The organism is Thermoactinomyces vulgaris (assembly GCF_003688725.1).
In the GTDB taxonomy this organism is placed as follows: Bacteria; Bacillota; Bacilli; order Thermoactinomycetales; family Thermoactinomycetaceae; genus Thermoactinomyces; species Thermoactinomyces vulgaris.
The window spans coordinates 205876-229659 of record NZ_REFP01000007.1 but is presented as its reverse complement, the minus strand read 5'-3'; the positions used below and the strand labels follow the sequence as shown (position 1 = coordinate 229659).

28 protein-coding genes and 2 pseudogenes are annotated in these 23784 nt (G+C 44.1%); 9 read left to right on the top strand and 21 right to left on the bottom strand.

The annotated features are described in order from the left end of the window. The 3 genes from ATH33_RS01485 to ATH33_RS01475 all read right to left on the bottom strand — a co-directional run. Window positions 1-470, bottom strand: a 470-nt coding sequence (locus tag ATH33_RS01485; RefSeq protein ID WP_121873969.1) for an SMI1/KNR4 family protein, incomplete at its 3' end; no start/stop codon positions are given. 132 nt (window positions 471-602) lie between these two features. After that, window positions 603-1133 carry an Imm6 family immunity protein gene (locus tag ATH33_RS01480; protein WP_062842905.1) on the bottom strand — a complete coding sequence of 177 codons (531 nt, stop codon included), beginning with the start codon at window positions 1131-1133 and terminating at the stop codon, window positions 603-605. 18 nt (window positions 1134-1151) lie between these two features. Next, a complete protein-coding gene (locus tag ATH33_RS01475; RefSeq protein ID WP_147437057.1) occupies window positions 1152-2708 on the bottom strand; it encodes a hypothetical protein in 1557 nt (518 codons plus the stop codon). Between the two features lie 441 nt (window positions 2709-3149). On the opposite strand from ATH33_RS01475, the pseudogene ATH33_RS13925 reads away from it, so the two are divergent. From ATH33_RS13925 to ATH33_RS13920, 7 genes and pseudogenes are all read left to right on the top strand, one after another. Further along, a pseudogene (locus tag ATH33_RS13925) lies at window positions 3150-3284 on the top strand (SHOCT-like domain-containing protein); the annotation flags it as partial. After that, window positions 3284-3570 (top strand): annotated as a pseudogene (locus tag ATH33_RS01470) (hypothetical protein). The pseudogenes ATH33_RS13925 and ATH33_RS01470, both read left to right, overlap by 1 nt. A gap of 73 nt (window positions 3571-3643) precedes the next feature. Further along, complete coding sequence (locus ATH33_RS01465) at window positions 3644-3853, top strand: hypothetical protein (RefSeq protein WP_052186632.1); 210 nt, start codon at window positions 3644-3646, stop codon at window positions 3851-3853. An 18-nt stretch (window positions 3854-3871) separates the two neighbouring features. Continuing rightward, the gene (locus ATH33_RS01460) at window positions 3872-4174 is read left to right on the top strand and encodes a hypothetical protein (protein ID WP_052186633.1); all 303 of its coding nucleotides are present in this window, start codon (window positions 3872-3874) and stop codon (window positions 4172-4174) included. A gap of 396 nt (window positions 4175-4570) precedes the next feature. After that, window positions 4571-5188 carry a stage II sporulation protein M gene (locus ATH33_RS01455; protein WP_121873967.1) on the top strand — a complete coding sequence of 206 codons (618 nt, stop codon included), beginning with the start codon at window positions 4571-4573 and terminating at the stop codon, window positions 5186-5188. 215 nt (window positions 5189-5403) lie between these two features. Then, a complete protein-coding gene (locus ATH33_RS01450) occupies window positions 5404-5550 on the top strand; it encodes a hypothetical protein (RefSeq protein WP_220214882.1) in 147 nt (48 codons plus the stop codon). After that, entirely contained in the window at window positions 5540-5647 is a 108-nt protein-coding gene (locus ATH33_RS13920; protein WP_121873965.1) for a hypothetical protein, read from the top strand. The genes ATH33_RS01450 and ATH33_RS13920 overlap by 11 nt, the downstream gene beginning before the upstream one ends. On the opposite strand, the gene ATH33_RS01440 is transcribed toward ATH33_RS13920, so the two are convergent. From ATH33_RS01440 to ATH33_RS01405, 8 genes are all read right to left on the bottom strand, one after another. Continuing rightward, entirely contained in the window at window positions 5642-5836 is a 195-nt protein-coding gene (locus ATH33_RS01440; protein WP_037993742.1) for an Imm6 family immunity protein, read from the bottom strand. The genes ATH33_RS13920 and ATH33_RS01440 overlap by 6 nt on opposite strands. Window positions 5837-5907: 71 nt before the next feature. Next, window positions 5908-6042 (bottom strand): hypothetical protein, encoded by a 135-nt coding sequence (locus tag ATH33_RS13800; RefSeq protein WP_258558499.1) that lies wholly within the window; start codon window positions 6040-6042, stop codon window positions 5908-5910. Next, window positions 6021-6428 (bottom strand): Imm6 family immunity protein, encoded by a 408-nt coding sequence (locus tag ATH33_RS01435; RefSeq protein WP_037993744.1) that lies wholly within the window; start codon window positions 6426-6428, stop codon window positions 6021-6023. The genes ATH33_RS13800 and ATH33_RS01435 overlap by 22 nt, the downstream gene beginning before the upstream one ends. Window positions 6429-6475: 47 nt before the next feature. After that, window positions 6476-7966: a cobyric acid synthase gene (locus tag ATH33_RS01430; RefSeq protein WP_062842903.1), complete on the bottom strand. Its 1491-nt coding sequence runs from the start codon at window positions 7964-7966 to the stop codon at window positions 6476-6478. A 266-nt stretch (window positions 7967-8232) separates the two neighbouring features. Next, window positions 8233-9834 (bottom strand): xylulokinase, encoded by a 1602-nt coding sequence (locus ATH33_RS01420; RefSeq protein ID WP_037993813.1) that lies wholly within the window; start codon window positions 9832-9834, stop codon window positions 8233-8235. Window positions 9835-9839: 5 nt separating this feature from the next. After that, on the bottom strand, window positions 9840-11225 hold the full coding sequence (locus ATH33_RS01415; RefSeq protein WP_121874118.1) for a sugar porter family MFS transporter: 1386 nt from the start codon (window positions 11223-11225) through the stop codon (window positions 9840-9842). Window positions 11226-11417: 192 nt separating this feature from the next. After that, window positions 11418-12842, bottom strand: a complete 1425-nt coding sequence (gene araA / locus ATH33_RS01410) for an L-arabinose isomerase (RefSeq protein ID WP_037993750.1) — start codon at window positions 12840-12842, stop codon at window positions 11418-11420. A 26-nt stretch (window positions 12843-12868) separates the two neighbouring features. Then, entirely contained in the window at window positions 12869-13564 is a 696-nt protein-coding gene (locus ATH33_RS01405) for an L-ribulose-5-phosphate 4-epimerase (protein ID WP_037993814.1), read from the bottom strand. A 322-nt stretch (window positions 13565-13886) separates the two neighbouring features. On the opposite strand from ATH33_RS01405, the gene ATH33_RS01400 reads away from it, so the two are divergent. Continuing rightward, window positions 13887-14984: a GntR family transcriptional regulator gene (locus ATH33_RS01400; protein WP_062842900.1), complete on the top strand. Its 1098-nt coding sequence runs from the start codon at window positions 13887-13889 to the stop codon at window positions 14982-14984. Between the two features lie 306 nt (window positions 14985-15290). Here the strand turns inward: ATH33_RS01400 and ATH33_RS01390 are convergent, their stop codons facing one another. From ATH33_RS01390 to ATH33_RS13465, 4 genes are all read right to left on the bottom strand, one after another. After that, window positions 15291-16688 (bottom strand): cobyrinic acid a,c-diamide synthase CobB, encoded by a 1398-nt coding sequence (locus ATH33_RS01390; RefSeq protein ID WP_121873963.1) that lies wholly within the window; start codon window positions 16686-16688, stop codon window positions 15291-15293. A gap of 77 nt (window positions 16689-16765) precedes the next feature. Further along, window positions 16766-18199 (bottom strand): proline--tRNA ligase, encoded by a 1434-nt coding sequence (gene proS / locus ATH33_RS01385; RefSeq protein WP_121873962.1) that lies wholly within the window; start codon window positions 18197-18199, stop codon window positions 16766-16768. 193 nt (window positions 18200-18392) lie between these two features. Then, window positions 18393-18521 (bottom strand): hypothetical protein, encoded by a 129-nt coding sequence (locus tag ATH33_RS13795; RefSeq protein WP_255359647.1) that lies wholly within the window; start codon window positions 18519-18521, stop codon window positions 18393-18395. Between the two features lie 91 nt (window positions 18522-18612). After that, complete coding sequence (locus ATH33_RS13465; RefSeq protein WP_156473312.1) at window positions 18613-18789, bottom strand: hypothetical protein; 177 nt, start codon at window positions 18787-18789, stop codon at window positions 18613-18615. 285 nt (window positions 18790-19074) lie between these two features. On the opposite strand from ATH33_RS13465, the gene nfi reads away from it, so the two are divergent. After that, window positions 19075-19758, top strand: a complete 684-nt coding sequence (gene nfi / locus ATH33_RS01380; RefSeq protein WP_181729128.1) for a deoxyribonuclease V — start codon at window positions 19075-19077, stop codon at window positions 19756-19758. Between the two features lie 232 nt (window positions 19759-19990). Here nfi and ATH33_RS13710 read toward each other — a convergent pair whose 3' ends face one another. The 6 genes from ATH33_RS13710 to ATH33_RS01350 form a co-directional block, all read right to left on the bottom strand. Further along, on the bottom strand, window positions 19991-20152 hold the full coding sequence (locus tag ATH33_RS13710; protein ID WP_231855179.1) for an IS110 family transposase: 162 nt from the start codon (window positions 20150-20152) through the stop codon (window positions 19991-19993). A gap of 469 nt (window positions 20153-20621) precedes the next feature. Beyond that, the gene (locus ATH33_RS01370; RefSeq protein ID WP_170151208.1) at window positions 20622-21857 is read right to left on the bottom strand and encodes an MFS transporter; all 1236 of its coding nucleotides are present in this window, start codon (window positions 21855-21857) and stop codon (window positions 20622-20624) included. A gap of 89 nt (window positions 21858-21946) precedes the next feature. Continuing rightward, a complete protein-coding gene (locus ATH33_RS01365) occupies window positions 21947-22450 on the bottom strand; it encodes a condensation domain-containing protein (RefSeq protein WP_121873961.1) in 504 nt (167 codons plus the stop codon). Further along, window positions 22447-22986, bottom strand: a complete 540-nt coding sequence (locus tag ATH33_RS01360; protein ID WP_082813506.1) for a condensation domain-containing protein — start codon at window positions 22984-22986, stop codon at window positions 22447-22449. Before ATH33_RS01360 ends, ATH33_RS01365 begins: the two co-directional genes overlap by 4 nt. Further along, window positions 22911-23264 (bottom strand): condensation domain-containing protein, encoded by a 354-nt coding sequence (locus tag ATH33_RS13790; RefSeq protein WP_121873960.1) that lies wholly within the window; start codon window positions 23262-23264, stop codon window positions 22911-22913. The genes ATH33_RS01360 and ATH33_RS13790 overlap by 76 nt, the downstream gene beginning before the upstream one ends. 6 nt (window positions 23265-23270) lie before the next feature. Next, window positions 23271-23780 carry a condensation domain-containing protein gene (locus ATH33_RS01350; protein ID WP_062842893.1) on the bottom strand — a complete coding sequence of 170 codons (510 nt, stop codon included), beginning with the start codon at window positions 23778-23780 and terminating at the stop codon, window positions 23271-23273. Between the last annotated feature and the right edge of the window lie 4 nt (window positions 23781-23784).

The window sequence follows — 23784 nt, the reverse complement described above, 5'->3', positions numbered from 1 at the left end:
AAATAGTAATTTTCTCTGGCATCCAACTTCCGCACAAACTCTTCGATGGAATCCGCAATGATTATCCCGGCATAGTCCACCGGATGAATTCCAGCCCTTGTTTCTTGACTCAAATCCAAAAAGATCAGGCTGTCATTGCCCAACTCAAAAAAAGGGAACCGGTGTGGTCGCTCCGCAATTTCATCCACCAAATCATAATCTTCCCAGAAGTCTTCTCCCAAGATCAAATCTGCAATGGAATGGAGATCCATGATCCGAGTTGTAAAACTAACTTGGTTATTACACAGAAAGCCGTAGCCAATCTGGAAATAAAATTCCCTCAACTCTTTTGGAAACGTTCGATTGAGCCTTTGTTCCGCTTCTTCCACTTCACGTTTATTAAGGGGATAAAATACATGCTTTTGCCCTGGTGGTGCTTCCACATGTTCAGATGGAAGGACATACTTTTTCAAAAAAGAAAAGTCATTCATTGCTCTGATCACCTCCTTAGGATTTATATAGCTCAAAAAAAGGATTCCCCTTCAAGGTGATCAAGCCAAAACGAAAACCCGCTCCTTTTTACCGGTGCGGGCCGTTTTATCATCGAAACAATGTCCATGGATTTATGAAATCAACTTCAACAATTCATCTCTTTTGATCTTCTTGTCACTTCCGGTCGGGTGATTTTCCAACAGGTACTCTTTTAAGCGTTCGGACCATTCTTCTTTATACCCATTTACCTTTTTTATTTTCTGGTTAAACTCTTCATCCATAAATTCATCATCATTAATTCCAACGGGTTGCGGGAATGCTTCCCCTCTCATTTCATACGCCTGTCGAGCGGTATATAACACAGCATCGACCGCACAGGACCAAATTAGTTCTGCTTGAGGACCGTATGCATCATCACCTACAAAAGACAATCCTTCAATATAAATCAATCCATCTTCCTCTTCATTATCTACTGTTTCATAAAGATCATCGCCACTGTACTGTTTTTCCTCTACCCACTTCCAACACATATCAATTGCCTCTCTGACCATCATAAACCAATCATATTTTTCAATCTCAATCATATATTTTTCCACCAAAGCTAAAGCATAAGCTGCCTTAGCATCTGAACTAACATTATTCACCCATTCTATCCATTTCATTAAAATATACCTCCTAAATCACTTATTGTATTTGTATTCATATTGTTTACCATTTTTTATAATAAAAAAATGCTTTTTAGTAACCTTATTTCCTTCTTTTATTTCACTTGACACTACAATTTCTAGATTGGGATATTTCTTGCTAAATTGATATAATATTCCTTTTCTTGGGCTTTTCCCAAAACCTGACTTACACGCTGCACATACACCAGTCGTATTAGATTGATGGATAAAAAATTTTCCCTTCACATCTTCAGGATTTGCATATTTTTTTAGTTTTTCAATACGGGCAATAAATTTGTTGATAACCATTTCTTCAGCGTGATTTTTAAATTGAGATGATTTGAATGGAGCCTTAATTGGTCTGTCAGGCATTTCCTCATCCAAGGATTTCAATCCAGCTTCTTTTTTTGCTGCTTTTATTACCTCCGGAGACGCACCTTTAAACACTTCACCTTCCAAACCTTCAATATCCGTTCTGGCAACAGCAATCGTATCCAAATCATTTCCTACTTCTTCTCTCCACTTTTTTAAATCACTTTTCAGAATGTCTGTTATGCCTGAATAATCACATTTAATATTTGTCGCCAAGAACAAAGCATGGTACCCTCTGGTTGGCTGTACAGCAAAACAATCGTCAACTTTGTTGAAAATATTTTTGACAATCGGGGTTTTGGCCAGAACCGGTTCCAATTGCTGAACGGCTTTATTGATCGCTGGTTGGGCAAAGTGAACCACGGCGACGGAGCCGGCTCCAAAAACTCCTGCCAAAATGGCATTTTTCCAATTGATCTTCCGCCCATGCAGGATATCGTCTGTCACACTGGTTCCGGCACCCTCAACCGATCCGAGGAATCCGCCTTTGCCAAACACTTTTTGCAGAGGTGCCGGCAATTTGGAGACCAGTTTCTGTCCTCCTTGCAGAACAGACCCCAATACTTTGGAATTCTTAGCACCCATGACCAGCTTTTGCCCGATGCCGCTCGTCAATGCCCGGGAAGCTCCTGCCGTGATACCTCCTCCAACCAATCCCAAAATGCCGCCAATGGCCGCCTCCAAGAAAGTGTTCTTATTAATCCCGCCATTTAAAACGGCACTGACTAAGAAGGATATACCCATTCCCCACAGAATGGCCGCACCCAATCCAGACGTGAGCGGAAAAAGACATAATACAACACCAACCACTAAAACGACGGAAAAAGCAATATATTCTTTATATTTTTTCACCCATTCCCAAGCCGATGACAGCGTATCAATCACAACTTCTGCCATTTTGGAGCAAATCTTGGTGAACCAATCCCAAAAGGCAGCCGCTTTCTCTTTGGTCCATTCCCATGCTCCTGAAATTTTGCCCTTGAACCAATCTCCAACCTTTGACAATGATTCGGTAAACTTATCCACAATTCCTTTCTTTTTTTCAACCGGAGGGGATGAGACCGGTTGTTCCTTCTGAACCGGGTCTTTTTGTTCGAATTGATCGAAATCTTCGTTAATTTCAGGAATATTAATTCCCCCGTCAGCATAAACAAGGGTATGAACCCAGAAGGCTGTTCCCACCGAGACGATCAGCAACAAAAGGAGAAACCGTACAAAATATTTTCCCATATCTTCGACGGGTACGAAAATCCGTAACCCCGTTTCCTCCTTTCTTATTTCTCTAAATATATTGTACAGGAAACAATTAATAATTTTAAAAAATATTAGTCTATTTGGCAATTGTATTTATAAATAATTTTTTATAAATAGTGCATGAATTTGTTTATGACAATTGCGATAAAAAATAAACCTGCTTGATGCAGGCCAGTTCAATCATTGGGCAAAATTTCCATTACACGATTTAAAGGTCACTTCTGTAAAACAAAAATCCGTCATTCTAAAACCTTAGAAAAAAATAAATTCCGCTCCGGTTAAGAGAACGGGATTCTTTTCATTTATGCAATCAACTTCAACAATTCTTCTTTTTGGATCTTCTTGTCACTGCCTGCCGGGTGATTTTTCAGCAGGTACTCAATCCACTTAAAAATTAATGATGTTGTGGATAACGAGGAATTCATCAAATTTATCAAAAAACTGTCTATTGATGATCGAATAAGCGTGGAAAACGCGAAATTAATTATCGATAAATATAAACAAGAAAAGGATGGGAATTAATGGACATTGGATTTTATGGAGTTTTTATTATTGCTGGTGTTTTAGCCGTTCAATTCTTCTTTTCAACCAGGAATAAAGCATATTGGGGAGCAATTCTACCAGTTGCTTATATTGTGTTATTAACATGGATGTTAATATCAAATCGAATTGAAAGTACTATTGGTTATGTCCTTTATTTATTGCCAGGTTTGCTTTTTCTGATTGCGGAATGGAACGGTGGCCGAAAATATTTTCATGAGAAAAGAAAAAAGAATTAGATAAAATGAAAACTCGTGATATAAAATAAAAATAAAGATAATTCACGTATATTCTAAAGGAGCATTCCTGTAATGAAGAAATCAGGGCGGATTGACAACTAGTTGGATCGTTATTTTCCGGAATTCCGTACCATCTTTCAAGACTGGGATGGCAAGACGGATTTGTACACGCTCACCCATTTTCCGCTGCCGGAGAAGATCACCGCGATGTCGACTGAAGATCTGTTGAACAAGTGGAAAGATGTCGTAAAGCGAGGCGTCGGAATCAAGAGAGCAAACGAGCTGCGACAAGCAGCCGAACGCTCTGTCTGACTGACCGTGGGGACACGCATGGCCAAACGCGTACTCCTAAGCCTGCTCAAGCAATATGAGCATCTTCAAGCCAGAATCATGGAGATTGATGACGAGATTGAGAGGCTAGTCAAACCGATTCCGGGGAACGAAGAGATGATCGCGATGAAAGGTCAGCGTGCTAACCGTGGTGACCTTCTTCGGTGTATCACAAACTATGAGCATCCGCGTCAGATCCAAAACCTTGCCGGGCTGGTTGACCCACAAAGTCGTTCGACACTCAATGACATGGGAAGACAATCGAAGCGCAGAGCCGACCAAATTTTATCCATCAGGGCATAGCCCCCGCAAAGGAGCATTTTCGGCTTCTATCTCATGGACACGCCGGACGCAGGAATGTGAGGAAATGTGAGGAAACGAACCCGCGAGACATGGGAGGGGAAGCGGCCATGAATCGTGTGGAGAAAAAAACGCACGATCATAAAAAAAATTCAGAAATCCCCCCCGGAGGAGGTTTGAATCGCCGTCCCCCATTATATTGAAAAATTCCGAAAGAAAGGGTTCTGTCCAAAAGGTGCGTGAAGAAGCTTCGAACAAATGACCATGAAATTTTGATAAAGAACAAACTTGTTGAAGAAAATCATTTATTTCAAGAGGGAGATAAAATAACATACTATCGATTCTAATTACAGAACTGAAGTATTTATCTTAGACAAGTTAAGGGGGGTATAAATTATAATGTTTACTGTGAGACTTGAAGCAAATAAAGTCATATTAAAAAGAGCTAGTTATTTTTTAATATTAACAGCTGCTATAACCTTTATTGCGACAATAATAACCTACATGGTTAATCCAGATTTAAAAGTAGTAATGGAAAGGATAGGGAATAGTTCACCAAGCCAAATAAAAGAATCTACAGGTATTGATAAAGTATGGTCGTATATTGTTCATAATGGTTTTGCAGTACCTTTGCAAATGTTTATCTTAGCTTTAGTGCCAATACAATATCTATATTTAGTAAATATTATTTCAACAAATTCTTTGCTTGGTGTAGTCTTTGGGATTGCATTACAAGTTGATTTTAACAAAGGCTGTGAGCTAATAATTTCTTCCATCCCTCATTCTATTTTCGAAATTTCCGCCTATTGTTTACTAGCGGGCGTCCTATTTGAATTAAATCAGGTTATTAGAACGAAAATTATAAATATGTTTAAAAAAGATAGAGAAGGAGACTCCATTATTAAAAAAATTCTAAAAGTATTAAGAACTTATATTGCTTTTGTTTTGCCACTAATCATTATAGCCGCGTTACTTGAAACATACGTAGCTGATATTATACTCAATTTATTTCAATAGCAAATGAAGTGCCTTTATCAGTCCAAATGAAACAATAATTGTTAAGGATTGTTCTTAAGAGATTGTCGGATACCAATTTTCACGATTTTGTCGTACAGAAGAGCTGCTTTTGGCTGTTGACCAGGCTTTAAACAACCGATTTCCTTTTGGTACAAAAGACAAGGGTCTGACTATTCCGGAGTGACAATGGGTGCCAAATGACGAGCCGCTGCTATATGAAAGCACTAAAAGATGCAGGCATCAAGCAAGAAAGAACGGGATACAACAATCCTGACGCAGATGCTTATATTGAGCGATGGTTTCGCACCCTGAAAGAAGAAACGGTTTGGGCTTCAGGAATATTCTTCTTTCTTGGAAGCTAAAAACAACATTGATCAATATATAAAATTCTACAATGATGAGAGGCGCCACATTCTGCTTTGGGCTATTGATCCCCTAAAGAGTTTCGCAAATCTATAACTTCAATTGTTGCTTAAATGTCTGGACAATGAGTTCATTAAGTCGGCACACCCATTCCCAACACATCTTCAATAATCTCCGAATAAGTCTGTACCATTCATAATCTTTTGTTTGTTCCGCAATCTCTTCTGTCAAAGACAATACATAAGCCACTTTGGCATCGTCAGTTATGTTTTCATACCAAATCATCATAAGCCCCTCCTCAACCAGCATTATAAAAACAAATTCCGCTCCGGTTAAGAGAGCGGAATTCTTTTTATTTATGCAATCAACTTCAAGAACTCTTCTCTTTGGATCTCTTTGTCACTGCCTGCCGTGTGATTTTTCAACAGGTACTCTTTTAAACGTTCGGCCCATTCTTCTTGATAGCCGTTTATTTTTCGGACATTTTGCATAAATGCTTTCTCCATATATTCATCATCAATGGGTTGTATTTCCCGAGGGGTTTCATGTTCTTTTTTTCAAAGAGAAGTGCTTGCTTTACGGTATAAGAAACAGCAAAAAACAGGCACCAATAGACAAAATCTTCCTGTGAGCCTTCTTCGAGATCGTCATATTCCAGTCCGATGATATAAAATCCCTCATCTTCGTCAGCCAATTCCAAGTACATGTGATAGGAATCACCCTTTTTATTCTCTGTCCACTCCCAACACATATCCATGGATTTTCTCACAGTGGAAAACCAGTCATATCCGGCTAATTTATCGAGGACCTTCTCAGATAAGGCCAAATAATAAGCCGCTTTCGCATCCATATTTACTTTCTTATACCATTTCGCCATTGTTTATCCTCCGATTTATTAAAAACCCGTCGTTTGTTCTCTGCTTCTCACCTTGAGATTCCCATGATCTTCTTCACTTGTTCCATGTCCATGTGTTCACGGATCCATTGCGCCAGAAAAGCGTAAATCTTTTCCCTTTCTTCCCTTCTTCGTTTCATCGTTCGTTTCCGTTTTGGCAACCCTTTTTTCAAGCGGAGATGGCAGATCCAATGCCCAGTAAAGGAAGGATTGTCAAAAACGCCGTGAAGTCCGGTTCCCCACACTTCTCCGTCTTCGGAAACCGCGCCGTCGAACCGGCCGTCGGACAGCTCAAACAGCGGAGAAACTCCCGCGGCTTTCCGGGGGCGGACTGAATGAATCTCATATCCTTCCACCGGGTCCGGTCCTCCCCAACCGGCCAAAGGTTTTGCTTGGCTCCGGCTGGTTGGTGTGTTGAAATTCCATTGTATTTCCATGGGAAGAAGCCCCAAACCGGCCTCTTCGCGTTCGGACTCACAATCAGGATAAACCCATTTCGTCCCCAAAATGGGAAAGCCTCCGCCGATCCCGACAACCGAACTTCCTTGTTTTTTTAACACCCGGATTTTTTCTCCCAGTCCGGTCTTTTTCAGCCAAGCAAAATCTTCTTTCGGATTTTCTGTCCCGGGCAGAATGATGACATCCGGTCTTCCCAGTTCCCGGGCCGCTCTTACAAACCGGACCGACAAATCCGGATAATCCATGAGCGGGGAAAAATCCGTGAAGTTGGCAATACGGGGAAAACGGATCACGGCCACATCCAGATCAGCCGCTTCTTTTTGGTTTCCTTTTAACGCCAGTTCGGTGAGCGACAGGGAATCTTCCGGATCGATGCCAACCTCCATAAAAGGAAGGATACCCAAAACCGGAATCCCGGTTCGCTGTTCCAGCCATCGGATTCCCGGCTCCAATAATGCTTTGTCTCCACGAAACTTATTGATGATGATGCCTTTCACCCGCCGCCGCTCGTCCGGTTCCAGCAATTCCAAGGTGCCCACAACCGAAGCGAACATACCCCCGCGGTCAATGTCGGCGATCAGCAAAACCGGCGCATCCGCCATCCGGGCCGTCCACATGTTCGCGATATCCCGTTCTTTCAAATTGATCTCCGCCGGACTCCCCGCTCCTTCTATCACCAGAACGTCATATTCCCAGGATAACCGGTTCAAAGACTGTTGCACGGAGGCCAGAATCGAATCGCTTGCGTGATGGAACGAACCGGCACGAAGTTCAGCAAAAAGGTGCCCGTGCAAAATCACTTCCGACACCATTTCCCCTGTGGGCTTCAAAAGCATTGGGTTCATATCGACCGTGGGTTCAATTCCCGCTGCCTCCGCCTGAACGCCCTGCGCCCGGCCGATTTCCCCTCCATCCCGTGTCACATACGAATTTAGAGCCATGTTTTGCGACTTAAACGGAGCCACCCTGAAACCTTCTTCAAAAAAATAACGGCAAAAAGCCGTGCATATTACACTTTTCCCGACATCGGAAGCCGTTCCTTGCAGCATGATGGCCTTCATCTTGTTACACCTCTCTTTTGCGATCCTGTTTCGTTTCATTATTGCACATTTTCATTCTTTTTCCCTTTTATAAAACGATGCTCTCTTCGCTCCCGCCAATGAAAACAGACAGAAAATGCTGTGACGGCACTGAATGTGCAAAGAAAAAAATTCCCCCAACGCAAGCCGGCATATTGATCCGAAAATCCGTAAACGGCCGAGAAAACCGGCTGCAGAAAAAAAGCATTTCCTCAACCTTGTTGAAGAAATGCTTTTTAATGTTACTCCTATGGAAGGCACTTGATTGCCATGGATTCAACGGGCAAGCCCTTTTGATATCGTTCGATAAAGGCTTCATATCCGGAAACTCCTTCAGGCTCCGGAGATAAGATGGTGCTTTCAAGGTTCGCAAAAACTTCCCGGTCCAAAAAGTCCTCCAAATTTTGATACTGATCTTTTCGTTTGGCGTAAATCGCCAGCAAAGCCATCCCCCAAGCTCCGCCTTCCCCCGCTGTACTCATTACCGCAATAGGTGTATTTAAGGCGTTGGCCAGAACTTGCTGGGCAATGCCCGGCGTTTTAAACAGACCTCCTTGGGCAATAAAGAATTCTGTTTCGATTTGCTCTTCCTTTTTCAGAATATCCATCCCGATTTTTAACGGGGCCAAGGCTGCATACAACTGAGCCAGAACAAAATTTGGCAAGGTAAACGTGCTGTCGGGATTCCTGACAAAAAGCGGGCGTCCGGCAGGCATTCTGGTAATATTCTCCCCCGACAAATAACTGTAATTGACCAATCCCCCTGCATCGCAATCCGCCTTGGCTGCAGCCTGAAACAATGTTTCATATAATTTATCCGTATTTATATCCACACCCAAGCATTCTGCAAACTCTTTAAACAGATTGGCCCAAGCATCAATATCCGATGAGCAATTGTTCGTATGGACCATCGCCACAGGGGTGCCATCGGGTGTCATGACGATGTCGACATCTCTGTAAACTTTTTTCAATGGTTTATTCAATACAATCATGGAAAAAGCAGAGGTTCCGACTGATATATTTCCTGTCCGTTTACGAACACTGTTGGTGCTGACCATCCCGGTTCCGGCATCCCCCTCCGGAGGAACCATCAAGCTGCCTTCTTGAAGCTTGCCGCCGGCATCCAGCAACCGGGCCCCTTCCTTGGTCAATCTCCCTGCGCACTCACCTGCTTTTAAAACTTCCGGCAAAATCTCTTTTATCTTCCATGGATAAGACGCCACATTTTCCAGACTCTCAAACCGTTTTAAAAGGCCGGCAGAATAAGTTCCGGTCACTTCGTCGATGGGGAAAACCCCTGAAGCATCTCCGATTCCCAACACCTTTTTTCCGGACAGCCTCCAGTGAACATAACCAGCCAAGGTGGTAATAAAATGAATGTCTTTTACATGGGGCTCTTGGTTTAAGATGGCTTGATACAGATGGGCAATGCTCCATCGTTCCGGAATATTAAATTGAAACAAGTCGGTTAATTGGCTGGCGGCTCGTTCTGTGATGTTATTACGCCAGGTTCGAAACGGGGTTAACAAATCTCCGTTTTTCGAAAAAGCCAAATATCCGTGCATCATGGCACTGACACCGATGGCGCCGATCTTGGTGAGAGGGACCTGGTACTTGCTTCGGACTTCTTTGGCAAGTTGCGCATAACTGCTTTGAATCCCTTCCCATACTTCATCCAATGCATACGTCCATATTCCATTTTCAAATTTATTCTCCCAGACATAACTTCCCGTCGCAATTGTATGAAAATCATCCGTTACCAATACAGCTTTGATACGCGTCGATCCCAATTCAATGCCTAACGTGACATCCCCCTGTTTAACGGCCTCTGAAACTTTAACCAAATCCACTTCATTCACCCCAATCTATTCGTACCCTTCTCAAATTTCTCAATTTCTTCCAAAGTATGGCCACGTGTTTCCGGAACGCGTGTGCGGATAAACAAAACACCGAGTAAACAAATAATACCGAAGATTGCAAATACTGCTTCTTGAGACATTGAAGCCGTCATAATCGGGAACAACAGTCCCACCAAAAAAGAACCGATCCAGTTAAAAGACGAAGCCAATCCGGACGCCCGCCCACGGATTAACAGCGGGAAAATTTCCCCTACGATTACCCAGGTCAACGGAGCCCAAGTAAATGAATAAAAAGCGACATAAATACTCAAAAAAACAACGATCATCATCGGGCTTGCATCTGGAATCAACACATTCATCACAGCCGGGAAAATAAAAGACAATCCCATGATGGTTCCGCCTATGGTCAATAAAGCCCGGCGGTTAAATCTATCCGCAATCAACAGGAACACAAGGGAACCCAACACCAGAATGATCCCTTGAATTATCGGCCACATCAATGCGGATTTTGCCGCATGCCCTGTTGCTTTTTCCACAATCAAGGGAATGTAATAGAAAATGGCGTTCGCTCCCTGAAATTGTTGAAAAGCGGCAATCCCGACACCGGCAATGACCAAATAGCGATATTTGCTCTGAAAAAGCGTACTCCATGATGCTTTTTGATTTGCCTTTTTTTCCTCGATCACGGTTTCTTGAATTTGTTTTATTTCGGATTCGATTTGTTCCGGGTCCTGACGAATATAGCCCAATACTTTGCGGGCTTCATTCAGTTTGTTGTTTTTTATCAGAAAACGGGGAGACTCCGGCAGCCGCAAAACACCGATAAACAGAATCAAAGCGGGCAGGGCGGCCATTCCCAACATCATACGCCAAGCCATGGTTACGGATAAATCTTTCAATAAATAATCAACAATATATGATAGCAACATTCCGGAAACGATCATGGTTTGGTTAATTCCTGACAAACGGCCGCGCAATTTTGCCGGTGCCATTTCCGACATATAAGCCGGGACCAGCGCTGAAGCGGCTCCGACAGCCAGTCCCAATAAAATCCGGACACCGGCCAAAAAATAGATTCCATTGTGCGGGGCAATCCCTGACAAAACAGAACCAACAACAAAAATCAGGGAAGCAATTAAAATCATTTTTCGTCGTCCCAAACGGTCTGAAAGTTGTCCGGCCAAAGCCCCTCCGAAAATCGCCCCAAACATCAGAGAAGAAGTGATCCAACCAATTGCACCGGCATTGTTCTGCAGATTCCAATCATGTTCCAAAAAAGGCAATGCCCCCGTCATCACACCGATATCATAGCCAAAGAGGATACCGCCAAAAGCCCCGAAAAAATAGATAAATCCACTGGGAATTTTCTTATCATTAGCCATTCCTGTCCCTCCTCGTGTTGACAGCTTACTGACTTGCCCTTCTTTCATGTAACAATATCGGACAAACAAATAAAACGTTTTCAAAAATGTGTTTGGCCCTGTTTTCCCTGAAACCATGAACGGGAAAGTGACCAAGATCCCCTTTTCCAAGAAGGATCCCTTCCGGGGAATCCGATTCCCCGGAAGCTGTGATTACTTGATCACCACGTATTCTGCACCGACAAGTTTTGCGTAAGTGACGATCTGATCCGTTGACAAATCCAATGAAACCACGGTATGATGACCGCCTCCGTTCTCAATCCAGGCCTGAACCCCGTCATGAAAATTCGGCTTGACGCGCCAAAGCACACGGGCCACCGGAAGTTTTGGCGCAGGAACGGTCGGCTCAAATGCGGAAACTTCATTGATCAACAATTTGAAATGCGTACCGAAGTCCGCCATTGAAACAACAACGCCATCCCCCGCCTTTCCGTCAAACACCAAGCGGGCCGGATCCTCACGATTGCCTATCCCCAAGGGAGATACAACAATTTTCGGTTTGTTCTTTGCCAGCGCGGGATCCACTTCCAGCATATGGGATTGAAGCACATACTCTTGACCACTCGCCAATTCATACGTGTAATCTTCCATGAAACCGGTTGAACCGTTGCGGCTCATGATTTTGAGCAACCGGTTGAGTGCCGCCGTCTTCCAATCCCCTTCGGCGGCAAAGCCGTATCCTTGGGCTGTCAAACGCTGCACGGCAAGCCCCGGGAGTTGTTTCATGCCGTGCAAATCTTCGAAATTTGTTGTGAAAGCATTGTAACCCCGCTCATCCAAAAAGCGCTTGATGGCGATTTCATAACGCGCCTGAACTTTCACGCTTTTCTCCCAATCTTCCTTGCTGTACGTCCCGTAATCAAATTCATAAAGGTTTGCATACTCTTCAAATAAGGCATCAACTTCCTCATCTTTGACGGCATTCACCTCTTGAACAAGATCGCCGATGCCATAGTAATCAACAGTCCACCCAAATTGAATCTGCGCTTCGATTTTATCCCCTTCGGTTACCGCAACATTGCGCATGTTGTCGCCAAAACGGGCTACTTTAATCTGGAAGCTTTCGTTATAAGCAACTGCCACATCCATCCATTCCGCAATTTGCTTCTGTACTTCCTCGCGTTTCCAGTATCCGACAACCACTTTATTTTGTTTTTTCAAGCGGGCATTAATGAAACCATATTCACGGTCGCCATGCGCCGCCTGATTCAGGTTCATAAAATCCATGTCAATCGTTTCCCAAGGAATGCTTTCATTGAATTGTGTTGCTAAATGAAGCAATGGTTTTTGCAATAATTTTGTCCCGCGAATCCACATTTTTGCGGGCGAAAACGTATGCATCCATGTGATGACTCCGCAAACTTCGTCCCGATAATTGACTTCTTTCATGATGTTCGTGATTTTGTCGGCACTCACGGCCAGGTCTTGCAACACAATCGGGTACGGCAATAAACCGCTTTCATTTAGTTCATCAGTTATGGTTTGTGCATGCGCTTTCACCCTGGCCAACGTTTCTTCCCCATAGAGATGTTGCGAACCCACGACAAACCAAAATTCCCGTCTTTTCGGCGTTGACATCGTACCCCTCTTTTCTTTATTTTCTTTTAATTTTGTCCGTAATAGGCATTTTTTCCGTGTTTTCTATAATAGTGCTTATCTAAAATATGTTTCGGCAATTCTTTTGCAAAGTGATTTAATTCTTGTGTAAAGAAATTCATTTTTGAAATTTCTTCAAGCACGACACTATGCATGACCGCCGATCTTACATCTTTCCCCCATGTAAACGGACCATGTCCTTTTAACAAAATCCCGGGAACGGCCAAGATATCCAATCCCCGTTCTTCAAATGTTTCAATAATCACGTTTCCCGTTTCTGTTTCATATCCGCGTTCAATTTCTTTTGGCGTCAGATAACGGGCGCATGGAATGGAACCGTGGAATGTATCTGCATGCGTGGTTCCCATCGCGGGAACATCCAAACCTGCCTGAGCCCAGATGGTTGCCCATGTCGAATGCGTATGCACAATCCCGCCAATTTCCTCATAATGCTTATAGAGCACCGCGTGAGTGGGTGTGTCCGATGAAGGCTTCAGCTTACCTTCAACCACATTGCCTTCCAAATCAACCACCACCATGTCACCGGGCTTCATCGTTGCATAATCAACACCACTGGGTTTAATCACAAATAAACCGCTTTCACGATCAATCGCACTTGCATTCCCCCAGGTATATTTCACCAGCCCGTGTTCAACCAATTGCAAATTGGCTTGAAACACTTCTTCTTTCAGCTGTTCCAACAATTTCATCCCTCCGGTTTCCGACTTAAAATCAATGGTTAAAAACAACCACCGGGGAGCGCTTTTAAGGTAAGTATATTTTTTATACGTACATATGTCAATCTTAAACAAAATATGTGCATACATCTTCTACAAAATAAATGATATTCTCATTTATATTTATGTATTAACAAACGAAATGAATGACATCGATTACGATTATTGGAAATTTGTCTGCGTCAATTGTTTAACCGCTTTCGATTCATTTCACAACATGTTAAGATATGTCCATACAAATTTTTAAAGCGGAAGTAAAGAACAAACAACTTTCAGGAGCAGTGGTAATATGAAACCAAAGTATCAAGCAATCATCGATGACATCAAAAGTAAAATTCTTTCCGGGGAATACAGTGTTGGAGAACAAATCCCCACGGAGTCAGCCTTGCAGGAAATATACAAAGTCAGCCGGCACACCGTGAGAAAAGCCATTTTGGAACTGTCAAAGGAAGGCTTTTTAAGAAGCAGCAAGGGGTCCGGAACTTATGTCAGCAATCAGTTCCAAATAAAGTCGGGGGCCCACTCAAACCAAAAAACCATCGGGGTGATCACAACCTATATTTCGGATTATATTTTTCCTTCCATCATTCGGGGCATTGAAAGAAGACTGAATGAGGATAACTATTCATTGCTGTTGGCCAGCACCAATAATGAGATCGAACAAGAAAAAAAGGCTTTGGAAATGATGTTGTCTTCCGGCATCGACGGGTTGATCGTCGAACCCACCAAAAGCAACTTGTACAATCCCAACATTTCATACTACTTGTCATTAAAAAAGCAAAACGTTCCGTTTATTATGATCAATGCTTATTACAATGAATTGGATGTCCCTTTTCTTTGTCTGGATGATGTACAGTCCAGTTATCTTGCAACCAATGAATTGATTTCCAAAGGACACACGCAAATCGGACTCATTGCAAAAATGGATGATTTACAGGGTAAGCACAGAATGAAAGGGTATATCAAAGCGCTTGAGGAAGCCCGACTCCCTTTTCAACCGGAGTTGGTTCTTTCCTTCAATACAGAGACAAAACCGGCTTTGGGCATGAACTTAAAAGATTTCCTGAACAAACATCTGAACGAATTGACAGCCATTGTTTGCTACAATGACGAGGTCGCTTTTGAATTGGTGAATGTATGCAGACAACTTGACATCCCGGTTCCGGACAAATTGTCAATTATTGGTCAGGATAATTCTTTTCTCGCCAAAACCTCTTTTATCAAGCTGACGACATTGACACACCCGCAAGAACAAATGGGTTGTGACGCCGCCGATTGGATTATTAAAAAACTACAGGGTAAAAAGGATTTACCTTACCAAACCTATTATCAACCCAGATTAATCGAAGGCGAAACGGTGAAAGAATTAAATAAAGAGAACCCCTGATGATTTTCCATAAACATAAAAACAGACCCGCTTGAAACTTCACTGAGTCGGGTAAATTAAGCGGGTCTGTTATGTTTCAGTGCACACACCTTGCCAGATTTGGCAACAATCCATACAGCTAAACGGATCCTCTCCAACCGTGACATGGACAAATAAAAAAGAGGGGATGTTCCCTCTTTTAATACGGCCGGTCGCCAACAGTTCGGCTTGTTTTTTCTCCAATTCTTCTTTTGTCATGAAATCGCTGAAAGCCGGGGTAAAGTCGTGAACAGCGGACAGCCCGTTGATGCTTTCCTTATGAAACGTTTACCCCCTCTTGCCATCCCTGTAATTCCGGCAAGCCGCAATGAAACGTTTGGCCATGGAAGGGTTGGAAGCAAAATGGAGATGGGTATACCCGGCCAAAAGATTTCTCCGTGCATATCCTTCCCGGTGTTTGCCGGCATGCCCGCTGATTTCATAAGCCCAAGCATCCTGCTCTTTTCGTATCGCCAGCGTGGAATAATGAAATTCATGTCCACGCGCTTTCTCCCCTTGCTTGAGCAGCAGATTGTCCGTCACGGCTTCCACTTCCCGGTACCCCAGCGCCGTCAGCCGGTCACTCATCCGGACCACAGCCGGGATCACGCCCGTCATCGGATGAAGTTTCCCTTTTCGATCGATGATCGCCTCGGTCAGATACATGTATCCGCCGCACTCGGCATAAGCCGGCATGCCTCTTGTGATGTTTTCCCGGAAAGAACGTTTCACTTCCTCATTTGCAGATAATTCCCGGACAAACTCTTCCGGGAACCCGCCACCCACGATCAAGCCATCGGCTTCTTCCGGCACCGGTTCGCCTTTGAGCGGGCTGAAAAACCGCAACCGGGCTCCGTACTGCTTCAGCAACTCCAGATTTTCCGGATAATAAAAATGAAAAGCCGCATCTTTTGCCACCGCGATGATGACGGGATGTGGTTCCATCCGTTTTTGTGAAAAAAGCCGACGCCCGGGACCGGCAAGCAAAGGGGCATTCCCGGCAACCTTCTTTAAACCGTCCAAATCCACTCCTTTTTCCATGAGCTCTGCCAACCGGTCAAACAGGGGAACCATTTCCCCCCGTTCAAGGGCAGGGATTAAACCCAAATGGCGTTCCGGGATGTCAACGGACGGATCCGGGGGAAGCCAACCGAAAACCGGAATGCCGCACTCTTTTTCAATTGCAGATTTGACAAGCTGAAAATGTCCTTCCCCTCCGGCCCGGTTGGCAATCACTCCGGCCACGGGCACAGACGGATTCAACCCCTGATAACCCTTCACCACCGCCGCCGCACTGCGCGCCAAACTGTAAACATCCACCACCAGGATCACCGGGCTTTGCAACAAAATGGCTATCTCCGCCGTGCTCCCCTTGTCGCTCAAAGGATCTTTGCCGTCATACAGTCCCATGACCCCTTCTACGATGGAAAGATCGGCATCCCGGCTGCCATTGAGAAAAATCTCCACCATGTCCTCCGCCGGCACCATCCAAGTATCCAGATTGCGGGAAGGGCGCCCGGTGATCGCCGTATGGTAACCCGGATCAATATAATCCGGCCCGGCCTTAAATCCCTGCACCTTGAGCCCCCGCTTTTGAAACGCCGCCATCAAACCAAGGGTCACCGTCGTTTTGCCCACTCCGCTCCCCGTTCCGGCAATGACGAGCCTCGGTCTTTTTTCGTTCATGGCACATCTCCCCCGTTCCTTCCCATTTCATAAGAAATCCCCTGCCACTTTATTTGCAGCAGGGTGCATTCCGTTCATTAATAAGACTTGGCAAACCAGACGGTGTATTTGGCTTTCTCTCCGCATGCGACACATGTTTTCATGGTTTCCGGGGGATCAAAAGGAATGTTGCGGCTGACGGCACCGCTTTCTTCTTTCACTTTGGCTTCACAACGGTCATCGCCGCACCAGCCGGACAAGACAAAACCGCGCTTGGTTTGGATAATATCCGTCAATGCTTCAAGGGTTTCCGCCATGTGGGTGTTCCGGTCAAAATTGGCTTTCGCTTGTTGATACAAGTTCTCCTGAATCTCATTGAACAGACGATCGACCGTCTCCAAAACTTGTGCGGCAGGAACCGTGATTTTTTCCAACGTGTCCCTTCGTGCGAGCACGACCTGATCTTGATTTACATCCCGGGGCCCGATTTCCATGCGAAGCGGGATGCCTTTCGCTTCATATTCGTTAAATTTCCATCCGGGACTGTAGTTATCCCGGTCGTCCAGTTTCACCCGGATTCCTTTCGCTTTGAATCGATCCAGGATTTGTGCGGCATAAGACAGCACACGCTCCCGTTCGCCTTTTGCACCGATCGGGATGATGATGACCTGTGTCGGGGCAATGCGCGGCGGCAGCACCAATCCTTGATCGTCGCCGTGAACCATAATCAATGCCCCGATCAAGCGGGTGCTCACTCCCCAGGAAGTAGTGTATGCATACGCCAATTGGTTGTTTGCATCCGTAAATTGGATATCAAAACTTTTCGCAAAGCGTTGCCCCATATAATGGGAAGTTCCTGCTTGGAGCGCCTTTCCGTCTTTCATCATGGCTTCCACGGAATAAGTGTGGACTGCCCCTGCAAACTTTTCCGAAGGTGTTTTCTCTCCGCGGACAACGGGAATCGCCAAAACGCTTTCAATAAACTCCGCATATAAATCCAAGATTTTAAACGTTTCTTCTTTGGCTTCCTGTTCAGTGGCATGAGCGGTATGCCCTTCCTGCCACAAAAACTCGCTCGTCCTCAAAAACGGCAACGTGCGTTTTTCCCAACGGACCACGTTGCACCACTGGTTCATGAGCAAAGGCAAATCCCGGTACGATTTCACCCATTTGGAAAACATGTGTCCGATCATGGTTTCCGAGGTCGGGCGGATCGCCAGCTTTTCCTCCAGCGGATCACCCCCGGCTTCCGTCACCCAAGGCAATTCCGGATTAAACCCTTCCACATGCTCCTTTTCTTTCTCGAAAAAACTTTGCGGGATAAACAAGGGGAAGTAGGCATTTTCATGGCCCGTTTCTTTCAGCCGGGCATCCAGTTCTTTTTGAATCGCTTCCCAAAGCGCATATCCGGCCGGTTTAAAAACAATGCACCCCCGGACCGGCGAATAATCCATTAAATCCGCTTTTTTGATCGTCTCTATGTACCATCCCGAAAAATCTTCGCTCTGCGACACAGTCTTCTTGGAACTCATCCGACATCATCCCCTTCCGGTACTTCAATTCATAATTTTCTGCCCGAGTGGATTCATGTTACTATATTTCATTTCTTTCTTCAACGCGTTTGTTTTATTTCCATTCTTTCATTCCTGAGAATTAAAAATTCCACGCATCCTGCAAGAAAGACCCCTGCCACTTCCTGTGCAGCAAGGGTCTTTCTTTATCTGCTCAAGATTGAACTTCTGCTTTCTCAACGCTTCTTTCAGCTTCCAAACCGGCTTCATCCTTTGACAAACGCGCTTTCTTGCGGACCGGTGATCCAGTAAAGTTTTTGAGTATTGTATCTGAAATCGGCATTGTATCTTCCTCATTCGATATCGTTTTCTCATTACAGGGAATGGGTTCGCACCGGCCCCCGTTCTTGCGGGCATAACACGTTAAAGACCCATTAATCCACTGCACGAATCCCTTTTATGACAGCGATAATCAGCCCTTGAAAGAGCGCAATGCAACTTCCGCAAATAATCAGCATCAAGGAAACAGGCAATCCCTCATTCAAAAAAATGGTAAACACGCCGTGGGATACCGGTGTCAAACCGATCGAAAACGTGGTCATAAACCCCATGATCCGCCCCCCAAGATCTGCCCGCACCGGTTTCCTTCACCACATACCAGCTGACGGTCAAGGTATACATGGAACCGGCCAAACTGGTGCTTCCGTGGCCATTTTGCCAACTGTTCACTTGCTTATTTTCTCCTCGACCATTGAACCACGATATATCACATATGTACCGGATTGCACGCACATGGCAGGTTCTTTCGTTTCTTCATATGGATCGCCGGTCTGTACTTTTTGTCACAAAACCATTAAAATTTATGGTCTATACCACAAACACAAAGGGTGAAAAGATTGGAACCCCGCATGATCCATTCCTGGGATTTAGACGAATCCGAAGCGTTACGGATCCAAAAGCATTTGGCCTCCAAAGTGATAAAAAAAGACCAACTGGATGCAGTCAGGTATGTTGCCGGTGTGGATGTCGCATATGATGAAAAATCCGGGCAACTGGTTGCCGCTGCTGTGGTGCTGGATGCCGGATCACTGGATGTCGCAGAAACAGCGATCGCCGAAGACGTTGCCCGCTTCCCTTATATTCCGGGTTTATTTTCGTTCAGGGAGATCCCTCCCCTTGCCAAAGCATTAAAAACATTAACCATCGCACCGGATTTGATTGTTTGTGACGGACAAGGGATCGCCCATCCGAGACGATTTGGGATCGCAAGCCACTTAGGCGTTTTATTTGATGTCCCCACGATCGGCTGTGCCAAAACAAGATTGACGGGTGAAGCCGGACAGCCGGGAATTCAAAGGGGCAGCCATGCTCCCCTGACCGATCACGGTGAGGTGATTGGCAACGTATTGCGGACTCAGAACAATGTAAAACCGATCTATGTTTCGATTGGTCACCGTATCTCCTTATCGACAGCCTGCGACTGGATTTTAAAGCTTTCTCCGCATTACCGCCTGCCGGAAACAACACGGAAATCCGACCAAACCGTTCGCAGGGCTTTAAAAAACCGCCTTTCCTTCTGAAATTATTCAACAAAAACAAACCCCTGCCACATGCATAAAGGCAGGGATCATCCCATTAAATTTTCAATTCGCCCAACCGGACCAACTCGACGACAGCTTAGGAACGCCCTTTTACATTTAACTTCTGCATCACATTACTGATGCGTACCTTTTGCCGAAATCGAACCATCATGGGTTAATCCGAAAAATTTCTTTCCCCCACTCACCTGCTTCATTAGAAGCGAGAAAAGTCTTAACCGCTCCCGTGATCCGCCCGCGTGCCCCTTGAATTAGCCGAGCAATGACATAAGGCATCTTTAACATCGTTTTTGGTTGGAGAATTTTCCTCAAGTTCCTTCATACGATGAACATGAAACGGATTGACCACGACTACTTTGATTTGGTGGCGTTTCAAAAAGTAAGCTAGGTTCAACCAATAGTGCCCGTTGGCTCCATTCCAAACAACACGTGTTGTTTGGAATAAGATTTTTGGATCGTTCAGATCCAAAACAAAGGCTGCTCAAATCCTTTTCTCGTATTGGTAAAGGACAAGGGTTTTCTTAGTTCAATTCCTCGGTCATCCACTGCTCGCGCGATATGTTTTTCTTTGCCCTTTGTCCACTCCTACAATGAGCAGCCAAAATGAATATGATCTATTTTTTCGTTTTGGTTAAAATTCGTATTAAGTACCTCCTTGGTAAAAATGAGCGATCAGTGCGCGCAACCTGACACCCCGTATATTACAGGAGGTAGGTACTCTTTCTTTTTCAAAGCTAATATTAATTCATCACAAGAATGCTGGTTTTTCCGCAATACTATTTAGACATTATTTACATGAAACCTAATGAATCTAGATATCATTTGAAGTAACTTCTGCCCCTTGGTTATGATTGTACCTCTACTTTCTCATCGCTTCCGTTAGGTTCAGACTTTACTTCAACCTTTGATGGATTCTTTTTTTTGCGGACAGGGAACAGGATTCCAAGTAAAGAGATAACCGCACAGCCCCAAAAAATCTCCGAAATCCCCCACTTGGAAACAACAGCCAACGAACCTATAAAAATGACATCAAAAACGGAATCAAGAATACTCAACATAGATAACGTGGTCGCACGGCTTCCCGTTGAGATATATTGGTTTCCAATATTGGAAGAAATCGGCCAGCGAATGGATCTGGCCGCTCGAATCATCAGACCAGACATAATAAAAACAGCCAACGAATGATCGAATATCACTGTAGAAACATAAGAAGCGATGATCAAAGCACCGGATATATACATCCAAGCCACTTCCGACACCTTTTTCGTCAGCCAACCGACATAGGTGGAAACCAAATAAGAAAGAAGATAACCAATAGCAAAAACAATCCCCAAAGCCTCAACCGGAAATCCCAATCTCTTAAACCATGGCTGCTCAAAATTTGTAAATATATTTGTTCCAATAAAAATGATGGTGACATTGGCAAAGAGGAACAGCAAATTGGGGTTCTCTATAATTTCCCTCGTCCCTTTTTTCACATGGCTCCACGGGTGATCACGATAATTATCCAAGCTGGCTGGCTCGATAATTCGAAGAACGAAAAAGATTTGAAGCAAAACAAACAACAAATTCAGCCCGATCAGGATATGGAATTGCAGCAGAGTCAAATCTTTTGCCAACCATGCTCCCAGTATAAGCCCCACCATTTTGGGAAGCATGCCGGCCCCTTCAATTTTTCCGTAAACTTTCGCCATATCTTCTTCCCGGCGATCTTCTTTTAACGATTCATAAAGAATGGCTTCCACAGTTCCTGAAAAGAAAGCGGCAGACATCCCGGACAAAACTTGGCTCGCATAAACATACCACTCATTAGTTGCCAGTAATAACAAAATAAGTGACAAGGCTTTAACCAAAGTTCCAGCTAAAAGCGACTTCTTGGCGCCATATCGGTCAGCAAATACCCCTGTTGGTATTTCAAAAATCAAAATCGATACGCTAAAGCAAAGCAAAACAACAAAAATATTTGTATAATTCAAACCAACCGACAAATAAAAGAATGTCATAATGGGCTCTAATAGATTAAATCCACTAAGTAAACTAACCCAGTATAGTTTTTGTGTATTGTTATTAGAGATCGACATCATATCATCCTCATTCTATATAATATTTATTATTATATGGGGAGAGGTATGCTGATTTTCATTTTGTACCAACATACCTCAATATACAATCACGCTTGGGGGAGTGGAAACTTTGCAATTTCCCAATCTCTCGCATGAGCCACGTGCTCGGTTAAATCTTTGAAATCTTCGATAATCCGGATCATTTTACTCTTTTCGAAATATTGGTCCAGATAAGAAATCATCAATTTCAACGGCTGATCTGGGATGACAATTGCTTTAAGCGGAATGTCCGAATCCGGCACAAAAATGGGATTCGTTAATTTCCCAGAGCGAAATCCTTCCAAAAGTATTTCATTCTGTTGGACATTTTCAAATACGAGACAGTTATTGAGCAACTTTTTCTCCTGACCCAATTTATTCCATACAATAATTTGCCCCAAGGGAATGTGTTGATTTTGAAGAATGTCAAAATGTTTTCCTTGCTGTTTTTTAATCCAATCGAAGAAATTCCCCCTTTGAGCAACATTCATTCGAAAAGGCAACATATTGACAAATCGGCCAACAATTTGGTCGGACCGATCCAAAGAAGCTGGTCTTCCCGAATAGATCATGCCGAACAGAACGGGGACAGGTCAAATACCAGTTCAAATGTTCCATGCGTATCCAGCAAACGTTCCAATCGTTCTTCCGTTAGTGTGGCCAACGGAAAATCTGATACAGCCAACACCTTTTTTTCCTGCATCTCATGGCAAAGCACTTTTAATTGTGCGATCAAATAATCCGCAAGCGCTTGAATCCGTTCTTTTCGATGGATATTTTGATTGTAACTCCAAACAACCCTCAATTTTTCCTGCACGATCATCGCATTGACATCCAACAAATACATACGGGGTGAACTTGGCGCATGCATATTCCCGTGCGGTTCCAGTATAGACTCAAATAAGGAAGTTTCTCGATTCACATTCTCAAAATGCCCTAAATAGTTAAAGCTGATTTCCGCATGATGCTTTCTCTTTAATTCCTTACCATAAAAACCAAATCCCTTATTAGGAACAGAACGCAATTGTTCCCTTATTTTTTCAATACCGCCAAGGGCATTTGACCAGGATCGGCTTCCAACAGGATGGGGTAAACTGTGGTGAACCACCCAACCGTTCTAGATAAATCAAATTTGCCAACCAACTGCTCTTCACGGCCATGCCCTTCAAGATCGATAAGCACCTTTGATTGCCCGGTCCATTCGGAAATCGTCAGGAATAAAGCGGCCAATAGCAATTCATTCATCTGGACCCGATTTGAATGAATGGTTTGGATGAGCCAATCCGTTTCATTTTGATCCAATTCGACATTAAGACGTTGCACCGAACGAACCAAATTGGATTGGTCCTTCCAGTCGACAGGAAGTGCCGGAACTTCTGTGTCCAATTGTTCTCACCAATAAGCCAATTCTGTCAACAGCGACTCTTCCTTCGCATATTGGTAAAGGGCTTGTGCCCATTCTTGGTATGAAGTGGTTTTCTCCGGCAATGCTGGGGTCTGTCCAGTCTCCAATCCACAAACAAGCATTTCTAAATCCTCAAGAAGGATTCTCCAGGAGACCCCATCCATGACCAAGTGATGTACTACGATCAGCAGACGGGATGATCCACCGCTTCCGTGATCGAAATAAACTGCCCTTATTAGGGGACCTTCCGAAAGATTCAGCTTTCTCTGCGTTCTTTCCCCGATTTCTTCAACTTTTTTCAATCTCTGCTCTTCTGAAAACTTGGATACATCCACATATTCAACAATTTGGTGCAACTCCTTTGGCGCATTGCTTTGCTTCCATCCCCCCTCTTCCTTGTGGAACCGAAGCCTAAGAGCGTCATGATGTTCGAGCAGCTTCTTGAAAGCCGTCGTTAACACGCTCATTTTCAATGGCTTCAATACTTTGAGTAGCACCGAT